Source organism: Rhizobium sp. CIAT894 (assembly GCF_000172795.2).
In the GTDB taxonomy this organism is placed as follows: Bacteria; Pseudomonadota; Alphaproteobacteria; order Rhizobiales; family Rhizobiaceae; genus Rhizobium.
Genome location: NZ_CP020952.1, coordinates 264593 through 276448 on the forward strand (window position 1 = coordinate 264593; position 11856 = coordinate 276448).

Genomic DNA, 11856 nt, shown 5'->3' on the forward strand with positions numbered 1-11856 from the left:
TGAGACAGCCGTGTAATAGAGAGCCTTGAGTGTGCCATCCAGCAGGATGGGCCATGCGTCCCATACCACGGAAAAATCGAAATCATATTCCATAATCGCGTCCGTCGTCTTCGATCCGGCTTTTCTTGCGAAGTTGTCTCGTCATCAGTTTGCGATCTCGAAATCGGCGTCCACTTCGACTGCAACGCCATGCGGAAGGGAGCCGACGCCGATAGCGGTGCGCGTGTGACGGCCTCTTTCGCCGAAAATCTCGACAATCACGTCCGAGGCTCCATTGATTACCGCTGCGTGTCCGCCGAAATCCGGGACTGCATTGACGAAGCCGCGAACGCGAGAACAGCCAACAACTCGATCCAGGTTGCCGCCAAGCGCCTCGCTCAACTGTGCAACGATGTTCATTGCGCAGACGCGCGCAGCCTGCTTCGCCTCTTCGGCCGAAATCGCTTCGCCTACCTTGCCGACGAAGCGCACCTGCCCATCGACCTTGGGAACCTGCCCGGATACATAAAGCATCGATCCGAAGATTTTGGTCGGGATATAGGTAGCGGTTGGGGCCGTTACGGCGGGAAGAACGATTCCCAGCTCGTTGATGCGGTCGTGGACGGACTTTTTCATTTTCAGTTCCTGTATGTAAGTTTTGACGTTCAGCCGAAGAATGTTCGCAAAGCGACCTTCACCTCACCCCGCTCGTCGAGACCGAAGATCACGTCGTGCTTATCGATCGTCGTGCACGGATGCTTGATGCCGAACTCGATGACGTCGCCGACGCTCAGCCCGAGTTCCGGGGCATGAACGAATGCGTGTTGGTCGTTAAGCTTTGAGACGACCGATACGTCGCCTAGGGTCATCACCCGTTCGCCATCGCGCCATACCGCGACGGGGACCGGAAGACCCTGATCATGTGCGACGTCGCGAAGGCCGAAGCCGCAGATGGCATCATGAGGCCCATTCGTTGACAGGACCTCGGCCCAAATCCTGAGCACGGGCATGAAGGCTCTTGCGATGCTGTCGCTTGCAGCTTTGCCCAGTATTCCACGTGAAGAAATCGCCTGTAATCGCGCACGAATTGGTCCGTGATCGCTGAAGAAGCACGCTCCGCTCCTCAAGAGGAGTGTGACGTTAGAATCGCCATCCACGATCGGCCGACAGCGATCGAGTACATAGTCGAAAAGACTGGAGCCCCCCATCGACAAGACCAGCGGCCTTTCCGGCCCGACCGTTTCCCGAGCTGCCTTCAAGGCAAAGGAGACGCGATCGAAAAGGTCGTCGAGATTCGCTAGAAGCTCCTTCTCGTCCGGACGGTTTGCCGTTCCCTCATACGCGGCAATTCCTGCCAATCGGATATGCTCCGAATTGAGGGCCGCGATCGACCGGACAAGATGCCGAGCTTCCGTATCGGAGTTTACTCCACCCCGGCCGCAGCCGACCTCCACCAGCAGGTTTAGCGGCGGAAGCGTGTCGTCGCCCAACCACGATCCGGCCAAGGCCGATACCACGTCGGTCGAGTCAACGAACATGAAGATCTCTGCATCGGAATAGTTTCGAAGCAGTCGTGCCAGCCGCGTCACGGCGGATTTACCACCAATTTCGTTGGCGATCAGCACCCGGCGGAGTCCGTGATGCAGCATCACCTCAGCTTGGCGAAGGTCCGCGACGGATACACCCCACGCGCCGGCAGATACGAGATCTCGGGCGAGAACAGGCGACATCGGCGTCTTGGCATGCGGAGCGATCTGGCAGTCGAAGTCGCTGCAGATGCCAAGCATTGTCTTCTTGTTTGCCTCGTAGGCTTGCAGATCGAGCGTCAGCAGCGGGAGGCTCATCTCGCCGCCGGCGGGACGCCAGTGCGCATCCGGGATGTCGGCGGAACTGATCGGCGCGTCCCCGACCGGAATGCCGCGCAGTCCCGGTGACACGTTGAAGGTGCCAATTTCTGCGGCCAGTTTCTCGATCGCGCTCATCGAAACACTCACTCCGAAACGACGTATTGGTCGAGGCGATCCCGTTCGATCGCTTCGCGCGGCCTATCGTTGGGCTTGCCATAACCTCCGCCGCCGGGAAGCTCGATAACCAGTCTCTTGCCTTCTGGGACGAACTGCCGGCCCTTTGCATTCAGAGTGGTGCCGTCGTTGAGATAGGCGCGGCCCGAGGCGCCATTTTCGCCCCCTTCCCGGCCCCTCGCCGCGTTTTCGACGCGGTCGAACATGGCGTTAAAGTAGAATTCATGACCGTCTGTCGGTGCGATCTCAACGACTTGACCGAGACCGCCGCGCTGGCGCCCCTCGCCGCCCGATCCGTTCCGCAATTCTTTGCGCCAAACAATGACAGGTCCCACGTGTTCAGTTGCTTCCACCGACATGCTGTGGACGCCGCTTGGAAAAGCAGTCGCATTGAGCCCGTCGAGCGTCGGGCGCGCGCCGCTTCCGCCGGAATTGAACATCAGGATCTCGGTGCGGTGCAGATCGAAGCCGTTAGCTGTACGGCCTTGAGATGGGCGGGCGCTGAGATGGATATTCCACAGGGCGCCAGCGCCTTCCGCCGGAACGGTGTCGGGCAGCATCTTATGGACTGCGCCGAGCACGGTATCCGGAACGAAATGACCGAGCACGTGGCGAACAGCAACCGGCGCCGGTCGCTGCGCGTTCAAAATGCAATTCTCCGGCGCAACGATCCTGAACGGCTTCAGGGACGCCGCATTGTTCGGAATCTCCGGTGCCAGCGAGCATTTCAAGCCGTATGCGGCGTATGCGGTCGTATAGATCAGCGGGACGTTGATGCCGAGGGGACTGGGCGGCGATGTACCATCGAAGTCGGCGATGATTTCGTCCTTTCGCACCTCGAGCTTTACGACCATGTCGATCGCCGATCCGTAACCGTCCACGCGCATCGAGTTGCGGTAGATACCCGCGGGCAGTTCGGCGATGCGGTCGACGGTAGCCTGGTAGGAGTGATCGAAGATGAACTTCGCAAGATCCTCTATGTCGGCAATATCGAATTCGGCGAGCATTTCGAGAAGCCGCTTGTGACCGATCTCATTGCAGGCGGCGAGCGAATATAGATCTCCAACAACCTGGTCGGCCTCGCGTACGTTGTTGCGAACGATGTTGATCAGATCGCGGTTTACCGCGCCTCGCTCCGCGAATTTCATGATCGGGATGAAGATGCCTTCTTCGTACACTTCGCCAGCGTCGGGACCGAAGCCGCGCCCGCCGACATCGACGACGTGCGCAGTACATGCGAAAAAGCCTATGAGCCTGCCCTTGTGGAAGGATGGGCTGACGACCGTGAAGTCGTGTAGATGTCCGGTGCCCTTCCAGGGATCGTTGGTGATGTAGACGTCACCCTCGAAAATATTGTCGCGTCCGATCGTGTGGATGAAATGACCTACGGCTTCGCCCATGGCGTTCACATGTCCGGGCGTTCCCGTCACGGCCTGTGCGACCATTTCACCGGCAATATTAAATACACCGGCTGAAAGGTCACCCGCCTCGCGCACGCTCGTGCTAAAAGCGGTGCGCACCAGGGTCAGAGCCTGCTCTTCGACCACGGAGATGAGCCTGTTCCACATGATCTGGAGCCGCATCTCGGCGATTGCATCGCGTTTCTGTGTCATGGCCTTTTCCTTATGCGTTCTTTGAAGTCACAAGCAGGCAGCCATCAGGCTGCATGATCGCCTCGTAGGATGACGAGATGATCGTCGTCGTTTCGCACTCCACGATCGCGGCCGGACCGGAGACGTACTCGCCAACCTTCAGCTCGGTTCGCTCGACGATGTCGGCCGGCAGATATTTTCCCGCACGAGCGTCGAACATCTCTCGTTGCACCGGCACTTTGGCCGCCTGAGTTTTCGAAGCCCGCCGAACGGGCTGCGCCTCATGGATCGGGGAACTGGCGCGAAGCGACCAACTGATGATTTCCGCGTCGAGACCATCGATCGCCCTGCCAAAATAAGCGGCGTAGGCGTCTTCGAACTGCTGGCGCAGAGACGCACCGTCCTTGTCCGTGTACTCTCTTATTTCCACGATGACCGGGATTTCCCAGCCCTGGCCGACGTAGCGGACATAGGCTGTGCATTCCATCTCCACCTCGGCTTTGGGATCGGCCGCATGCACGAAGCGCGTGGCCTCGTCCTGCAATTCTTTCAGTACGGAATTCACCTTGCCGGCTTCGAACCGTGCGAAGCGGACATAGGCACTCCGCACGGATTCGAAGGCAATGGGTGCACGCAAAAATCCAATGGCGGACCCGACACCCGCGCCCGGAGGAATCAGGAGCTCCTTCATCCCGAGCTTTTCGCAAAGCCGGGAGGCATGCAGCGGAGCGGCGCCACCGAACGCGATCATGCTGTACTCGGCAAGCTCCTTGCCATTTTCGACCGCGTGCATGCGGGCGGCGTTCGCCATGCTTTCGTCGACGACCTCGCAGACGCCGAAAGCGGCGGCATTTTCGTCAATGCTGAGTTTGGCGCCGACCTCGCGGGAAAGCGTGCTCTTCGAATTGTCGGAACGGAGCTTGATCGAGCCGCCTGCGAAGTTGTCGGCGTCCAGTCGGCCAAGCAGCAAATCGGCGTCCGTGACCGTAGGCCGGTCACCGCCGCGGCCGTAACAGGCAGGCCCAGGCTCGGATGCGGCGCTATGAGGACCGACACGAATCTGCTTCATCCCATCGACGGAGGCGATGGAACCGCCGCCGGCGCCGATCTCGATCATCTCGATAACCGGGATGGAAATCGGCATGCCGCTGCCCTTTTTGAAGCGATAGGTTCTCGCCACTTCGAACGTCTTGGCGGTTTTCGGGGTAGCGTCGTCGATCAGGCAAATTTTTGCGGTCGTTCCGCCCATGTCGTAGGAGAGAACGCGGTCAAGGCCGTACCGCTTGGCAACTTCGGCAGCAAAGATGGCGCCGCCGGCCGGTCCGGATTCCAGCAAGCGGACCGGGAATTCAGCGGCGCTGTCAACGGTGATGATGCCTCCGCCCGAATGGATCATAAATACGGGGCAATGTGCACCCGCCTGGCGCAGCTTGTCGACAAGCCGATTGAGATAGGACGCCATCAGCGGCTTCACATAGGCATTGGCGCAAACGGTGTTAAAGCGTTGGAACTCGCGCATCTGTGGCGAGACTTCGCTCGATATCGATATCGAAATTCTGGGAATTTCGGCTGCGAGAATGTCGCGGACCTTCTTTTCGTGAATGTCGTTCACATAAGAGTGCATGAAGCCGATGGCGACGCTTTCATATTCACCCGCTTTGATGGAGACAGCCAGCGCGGCAACCTCGGCCTCGTCCAGGGGTTTCAAGACCTCCCCATCGGAGCCGACGCGCTCATCGACGACGAGTCGGTCGCGGCGCGGGATCAGCGCAGGGGGAAGCACGATATTGAGATCGTAGAGCTCGAAGCGGTTTTCGGTTCGCATCTCGATGACGTCACGAAAGCCGCGGGTCGTGACGAATGCCGTCTTGGCGCCACGCCGCTCGATGAGCGAGTTCGTCGCAAGCGTCGTTCCATGGATGATAGTGCCCACTTCTGAGAACGGCAGGGAGGCGTCGCCCAGGACCCCCGCGATGCCTTCGATGATAGCCGCCTCAGGCGCGGTATAGTTCGTGAGGACCTTGGTCGAGAAGATCTTGCCTTGGTACTCCATCGCAACATCGGTAAACGTGCCGCCGATGTCGACGCCGATCCTGGCCTTTTGGTTGTCCATCTATCTATGCCCTATCCTCGGGAACCCATTGTGATTCACGTCCGCCCGCTCGTTACCTTTTTTCGTCTGCGGCCCAAAGCCGGCCTGGCGGTCAAGATCGTACCTGTAGCCTGATAGAGATATGATCTCTTGTCAATAGATTGTTTAGGCTGCCCTTGAATATCTTATGGGTCGGCAACTCCTGAGGCTGAAATTCTCTTGGAAATCCAGGGCTTCAACTTCACGATGGACATAGGGCACGTGAAAGGGCAAACATGTGCCGAGCAAGATATGATCACCGAGGCTTAAGGTTGGAGGCATTCACTTGAGCGCGACGAAGAAGAACACGCTGACATTGAAGACGGAGAAGGCCTTGCGGGAGCGCATCCTCGACGATTCCATCAAGGTGGGCGACAAATTGCCGACGGAAAAGGCGCTGGCACTTGAGTTCGGGGTAAGCCGAACAGTAATCCGAGAGGCGGTTGCGGCTCTGCGCGCGGATGGGCTGCTGGAAGCCAAGCACGGTGTCGGGGTTTTCGTTTCCCAGAAGGCGGAGCCAGAAGCTAACTCACAGCAAGGCGTTGGAAATCTGCATTTTTCGGCTTCCATGCTTGATATCCTCGAGTTGCGTATGGCGGTCGAGGTGCATGCGGCCGGCCTTGCCGCAGCACGTAGATCTTGGGCGCAGGAAGCAAAAATTTGGGAAGCGGCAGACCGGTTTCGAGCGGCGCTTGCCGATAACGCGCCGACCGAGGAAGCGGACTGGACCTTTCATCGCTCGATTTCGGAAGCGACAAACAATGAAGCTTTCATCGAATTCTTTGACCGGCTAGGCCTTTCCATCCTCCCACGCCGTGCTTTGGAAGGCGCCAAGCGTGGGACGCTCATAACCCATCAATACCTTGAGAAGTCGGTCGGCGAGCATCACGCGATCTGCGAGGCGATCGCGCATCAAGACGTCGAGGCGGCGCGTGATGCCATGAAGAATCACATTGGCAGAAGCCAGATGCGTTACCGGGGACTGATGGTGCAGGCTCGGAAAACTACCGAGGAACAAGACAATACGCTTGACGACGCCACATAAGATATGATCTCTTTGAATTGTGATAAGATGACATCGGGCGTGGAATTGACCTCGCCTGATTTGTCCTCATAGCGCGGCCCCGGGTGCGGCTGCGCATTCACGCCCTGCGGGCGGCGGTCGTGGTTGCATGCTCCGGTTTCGATCGAGCGAAGGCCTAATGCCGTCTGCGAACGAAGCGCCGGCCGGTGTGATGGCGGCTCAGTATGATCGGAAGCAAAGCTATGTGCTCGAATACATCCACCATCCAAACTGATGTCGTCGTCATCGGGCTTGGCGCGATGGGAGCTTCTACGCTCTATCAACTCGCCAAGCGGGGTGAGCGAGTTCTAGGCATAGATCGGTTCGTTCCTCCGCACGCAAAAGGATCCAGCCACGGCGGTACTCGGGTGACCCGAGAAGCAGTCGGCGAAGGTCCGGCATACGTTCCCCTTGCAGTGCGTTCTCATGAGATCATTGCAGATCTAGAAAAGGAGTTCGGCGAGACTTTCCTTGTGAAGTCGGGAACGCTCATTGTCGGATCGCCGATGAACGGAGCCACACCGCTTCACGGGGCGCAGGATTTTCTAGCCAGCAGCATCGCCATGGCCGAGCAGTTCGGCGTCGAGCATGAAATTCTCAACGCCGAGCAGTTGCGAGCCCGCTATCCCCAGTTCAGGAGCTTCCGTGATACCGATCGCGGCTATCTCGAGCCCAATGCCGGATACATGCTTCCGGAAGCTCTCATCGATGCCCAGATCAAAGGCGCAAAGGTGCTTGGTGCGGAGGTGATGACGGATACCATTGTTGAAAAACTCGAGCAGGTAGACGGCAAAGTCGTCGTGCATACGAGCGATGGAACTGTTCACGCCAAGAGAGCGGTCGTCGCGGCCGGTGGCTGGACCCGAGGTTTGCTCGGAGCGCCCTTCGATAGAATTCTCACCGTCACTCGTCAGACGATCCATTGGTACGATGCAGATGACTTCGCGCCGTTCGCGCCCGAGAAGATGCCGGTGTTTATCTGGTTCGTGACGGATCGTTTAGAAGACTACTTCACCGGATTCCCGGTCACGGATCCACAGGAGGGCGTCAAGATGGTCGCAAGCCGTGACACGCCCGATATCGATCACGAGGCGATCGGTCCCAAGGCCGAACGCTGGGAGTCCGATGATTTTTACAACAAGCATGTCGGGCCGAATATGGTCGGCGTGAAGCCCGATGTGGTCAACAACGCAACCTGCTTCTACACGAACACGCCCGATAATGGATTTATCATCGATGCCCATCCCGAAATGGACAAGGTCATCGTGGTCTCTGCATGCTCCGGACATGGCTTCAAGCATTCGCTGGGCATAGGAGAAGCCGTTGCCCAGGTCATCCATGACGGCAAAAGCAAAATCGATCTCTCCGCTTTCAATTTGGCGCGCTTTCTTTAGGGAGGCGCCGAAATGTACGATTTCGGAAATTTACGCGATGACATTGCGGCCGCAGCCAAACGTGTTCGGCAATTTGTCGTCCGGACCCCTCTCCTGGAAAGTATCACGCTAAACGGCGAACTCGGGGTACGCCTGATCCTCAAACCGGAGAGCTTGCAAAAGACAGGCTCATTCAAAGCGCGCGGCGCGCTCAACTTTCTTCTTCGTCACGGCGCCTGCGCAGGATCGAACTTCGTCGGATATTCCTCCGGCAATCATGCCCAGGGACTTGCCTATGCGGCAAGGATCTGCGGGTCGGCGGCCACGGTGCTGATGCCCAAGACGGCTTCGCCGCGTAAGATTGAAAAAACCAGGGCACTTGGCGCGACAGTCGAACTCCTCGATGACTTCTTCGAGACGCGGCAGTTGCGCGTGGACGATCTCGTCTCGCAGGGCTTCGTCTTCGTCCCGCCCTTCGACCACGGCGATATTATCGCCGGGCAGGGTACCGTCGGGCTTGAGATTGCGGAGCAATTGAACGAGCGATCCATCATACCAGACTTCATCGCCATCCCTGTCAGTGGCGGAGGTCGATCGCCGGTAGCGGAGCAGCCGTCAAGGCGGATTTCCCAGAATGCGCAATAGTGGCTGTCGAACCGCGGGGCTTCGACGATTTCGCAAGGTCGATGGCCGCGGGCGAGCTTCAGGACTATGAACCGGGCGCGAACACACTTTGTGATGGGCTCATGTCGCCAAGGCCGGGACTTTTGCCGTTCAAAATCGTCCGAGGCCTGAGACCGTCGTTCGAAACCGTCTCGGATATCGAGGTTACCAAAGCCATCCGAACGCTCTTCGATAGCTTCAATCTCGTTGTGGAGCCCAGCGGCGCCGCGGCGTTCGCTTCGATCCTAGCCAGATCGAGCGCGTTCCGCGGAAAGACCGTCATCGTTGTCGTGTCGGGCGGAAACGTTGGTTCCGCTCTATTCACCGGCGCCCTCGAGGGCGCCACCGCAGGCATTCCCACGCTTAAGAGAAAGACGACCCAATGATCTACAATCGCATTCTGCTCACCGGAGCGGCCGGGCTGCTTGGAACCGAACTGCGCAAGCGTCTCGCTCCGAAAGTCAAATTTCTTCGCTCCACCGATATCGCTACGATGGCCGATGCCGCTCCCAACGAGGAACTGGTACAAGCAGATCTCGGTGACCTCAGCGTGGCGAAGAACCTTGTGCGTGATATCGATGCGATCGTGCATTTCGGTGGCATTTCCAAGGACGCCGACTTCGAACCTATTCACCGCGTCAACATTGCCGGCTTCCAGAGTCTCTACGAGGCAGCCCGGTCGGCAGGCGTCAAGCGCGTGGTATTTTCCAGCTCGGTGCATGCGATCGGTTTCTATGATCAGACGCAGACGATCGACGCCGGCGCCCCTGCGCGGCCCGACTCGAACTACGGCGTCGCCAAGGCTTTCGGCGAGAATTTGGCGCAGCTCTTCTGGGACAAGCATGGACTTGAAACGGTCTCACTGCGCATCGGCTCTTGTGAAGCGAAGCCGAGTACTCGCCGTCACCTTCTGACCTGGCTGTCGTTCGACGATATGTGGCAGCTCGTCGAACGCTCCCTCACCGTGCCGCGCGTTGGGCACACGATCGTTTATGGCGCGTCGAACAACCGGGCATCTTTCTGGGATAATCGGCTCGCCTCCCACATCGGTTACCGTCCGAAGGACAGTGCCGACGATTATCAGGACGATATCTTCGCCGCAGATCCCCAACCGAGCCGCGAGGACGTGGTGAACCGTCTGCAGGGCGGAATCTTCGCAAAACAGGCGTAGATCGTCGGATTAAGATTGCCTGCGCAGGGGGGTAGGCGTTCGGGCGGTCGAGAAAGATCTGAATGAGCAGCGGCAAAGACGGGCACGAGCTGAAGGAGATTGGATATGCTGACAGGTAAGCATTTGATTGCGGGCCGCTGGAAAGATGGCAACGGAACTTTTCGATCCGATACGATAACGGGTGACGACCGCACATTCTCGGCCGGATCGGTTGAACTCGTGCACGAAGCGGTTACAGCTGCGGACGAGGCCTTCCCTGCTTACAGCGCATTATCCCGGGAAGCTCGCGCCGGCTTTCTGCGGACGATTGCGGAAGAGATCGACGCCAGCGGTTCGCAGATTACGGCGATCGGTTCGGCCGAGACCGGCCTGCCTGCGGCACGCCTCGAAGGGGAACGCTCTCGAACGACCGGACAGCTCCGGCTGTTTGCCGATCACATTGCCGACGGCTTATACCTTGACCGCCGTCACGATGTTGCGCTGCCTAATCGAAAACCTATGCCGCGGCCCGACATTCGTTTGATTCAGCGCCCGCTCGGACCGGTTGCGGTTTTCGGGGCCTCGAACTTCCCTCTGGCATTCTCGACGGCGGGAGGCGATACTGCCGCCGCCCTTGCTGCCGGCTGCCCGGTTGTGGTCAAGGGGCATAGCGCCCATCCCGGAACCGGCGAGCTCGTCGCACAGGCGATCGAGAAAGCGATCGGTCGCTGTGGCATGCCGCTTGGTGTGTTCAGCCTCATTCAAGGTGGAAATCGCGCCGTCGGCCATGCTTTGGTCCAGCATCCATCGATCAGGGCTGTCGGTTTCACAGGTTCGCTAGCCGGCGGCCGCTCCCTCTTCGACCTGGCGATGGCCAGGCCGGAGCCTATTCCGTTCTTCGGTGAGCTCGGCTCCATCAATCCGATGTTTGTCCTGCCGAGCGCGGCGAAAACGCGTGCAGCCGATATCGGCCGAGGTTGGGCCGGCTCGCTTTCCCAAGGAGTCGGTCAGTTTTGCACAAATCCCGGTGTCGCTATTGTCGTCGCAGGAACCGATACCGACAGCTTTGTGAAGGCGGCCGTGGAAGAGCTTCGGAAGATCTCCCCGGCTCCGATGCTGACAGCCTCCATTGCGCGGTCGTATCGCGATGGAACGGCAGCCCTTGAGACGGCCGAGGGCGTGACGAAGGAAATGGGGCAGGCCTACCCGGACCGGATTGCAGCACCCTACCTGTTCAGGACAAACGCCAGGAATTGGCTGGCAAATCCCACACTGCATTCCGAGGTCTTCGGACCGTCGGGCATCGTCGTTGAGGCGTCCGATGTCCGGGAACTGCTTGATGTTGCCACGTCGTTCGAAGGTCAATTGACCTTTACTGTTCATCTTGACGATGACGACAGCAGCGTCGCTCGTGAGCTTCTTTTGCTAGCGGAAAGAAAGGCCGGTCGGATTCTTTGCAACGGTTATCCGACCGGCGTGGAGGTCTGCGACACCGGGATCTCGCTTGGGCTCAATGAGAAGAATTCGCCCGTGCCGCCTGCAGCAAACAGGACCGGCGCATTATAGCTGGCAAGCCAATCGACATGAGCCTTGTAGCTCTCCGGCGCGAACATGCCGTTGCGATCGAAGTGGGTAACCGGGAACGAAAGAAGGCCCGAGCCAAGTGCGGCCTTTAGGTGCTGCGGATTCATGTCTGTCTCCAAGTTGAACTGGATAGAACAATACCCAGGAGAGCATATCAATGTCAATGAGAGATGTGATCACTATATACGAATCGACCTTTAGACATCATACTTCTGTGGAATTCATATTATTTCGTAGCTCTTGCGGCCATCTGTTCGAGCGCTGGCGCGGGCCTGACGGATTCCGTGATTCAATTGGATG

General features: G+C 58.6%; 10 protein-coding genes and 1 pseudogene. 6 read left to right on the forward strand and 5 right to left on the reverse strand.

Annotation, left to right across the window (positions count from 1 at the left end; translation table 11 throughout):
- Positions 1–144: 144 nt before the first annotated feature.
- From RHEC894_RS30160 to RHEC894_RS30175, 4 genes are read right to left on the reverse strand one after another with little or no spacing between them, the layout of a single operon-like run.
- The gene (locus tag RHEC894_RS30160) at positions 145–615 is read right to left on the reverse strand and encodes a RidA family protein (protein WP_010067548.1); all 471 of its coding nucleotides are present in this window, start codon (positions 613–615) and stop codon (positions 145–147) included.
- A 29-nt stretch (positions 616–644) separates the two neighbouring features.
- Complete coding sequence (locus RHEC894_RS30165; RefSeq protein WP_085740324.1) at positions 645–1961, reverse strand: amino acid deaminase; 1317 nt, start codon at positions 1959–1961, stop codon at positions 645–647.
- 8 nt (positions 1962–1969) lie between these two features.
- Positions 1970–3613 carry a hydantoinase B/oxoprolinase family protein gene (locus RHEC894_RS30170; RefSeq protein WP_085740325.1) on the reverse strand — a complete coding sequence of 548 codons (1644 nt, stop codon included), beginning with the start codon at positions 3611–3613 and terminating at the stop codon, positions 1970–1972.
- A 10-nt stretch (positions 3614–3623) separates the two neighbouring features.
- Positions 3624–5705 (reverse strand): hydantoinase/oxoprolinase family protein, encoded by a 2082-nt coding sequence (locus RHEC894_RS30175; RefSeq protein ID WP_085740326.1) that lies wholly within the window; start codon positions 5703–5705, stop codon positions 3624–3626.
- Positions 5706–6009: 304 nt separating this feature from the next.
- On the opposite strand from RHEC894_RS30175, the gene RHEC894_RS30180 reads away from it, so the two are divergent.
- The 6 genes from RHEC894_RS30180 to RHEC894_RS30200 all read left to right on the forward strand — a co-directional run bounded on the left by RHEC894_RS30180 (position 6010) and on the right by RHEC894_RS30200 (position 11538).
- Positions 6010–6768, forward strand: coding sequence for a FadR/GntR family transcriptional regulator (locus tag RHEC894_RS30180; protein WP_085740327.1), 759 nt, complete (start codon positions 6010–6012; stop codon positions 6766–6768).
- Positions 6769–6971: 203 nt separating this feature from the next.
- Positions 6972–8180 (forward strand): N-methyl-L-tryptophan oxidase, encoded by a 1209-nt coding sequence (solA, locus tag RHEC894_RS30185; RefSeq protein ID WP_085740328.1) that lies wholly within the window; start codon positions 6972–6974, stop codon positions 8178–8180.
- A 12-nt stretch (positions 8181–8192) separates the two neighbouring features.
- Complete coding sequence (locus RHEC894_RS33855) at positions 8193–8804, forward strand: pyridoxal-phosphate dependent enzyme (protein ID WP_281069178.1); 612 nt, start codon at positions 8193–8195, stop codon at positions 8802–8804.
- On the forward strand, positions 8804–9208 hold the full coding sequence (locus RHEC894_RS33860; protein WP_281069179.1) for a pyridoxal-phosphate dependent enzyme: 405 nt from the start codon (positions 8804–8806) through the stop codon (positions 9206–9208). The genes RHEC894_RS33855 and RHEC894_RS33860 overlap by 1 nt, the downstream gene beginning before the upstream one ends.
- A complete protein-coding gene (locus RHEC894_RS30195; RefSeq protein ID WP_085740329.1) occupies positions 9205–9993 on the forward strand; it encodes an NAD(P)-dependent oxidoreductase in 789 nt (262 codons plus the stop codon). The genes RHEC894_RS33860 and RHEC894_RS30195 overlap by 4 nt, the downstream gene beginning before the upstream one ends.
- 105 nt (positions 9994–10098) lie before the next feature.
- A complete protein-coding gene (locus RHEC894_RS30200) occupies positions 10099–11538 on the forward strand; it encodes an aldehyde dehydrogenase (NADP(+)) (protein ID WP_245339604.1) in 1440 nt (479 codons plus the stop codon).
- Here the strand turns inward: RHEC894_RS30200 and RHEC894_RS30205 are convergent.
- Positions 11469–11663: pseudogene (locus tag RHEC894_RS30205) on the reverse strand (dihydrodipicolinate synthase family protein); the annotation flags it as partial. The gene RHEC894_RS30200 and the pseudogene RHEC894_RS30205 overlap by 70 nt on opposite strands.
- Positions 11664–11856 lie beyond the last annotated feature (193 nt).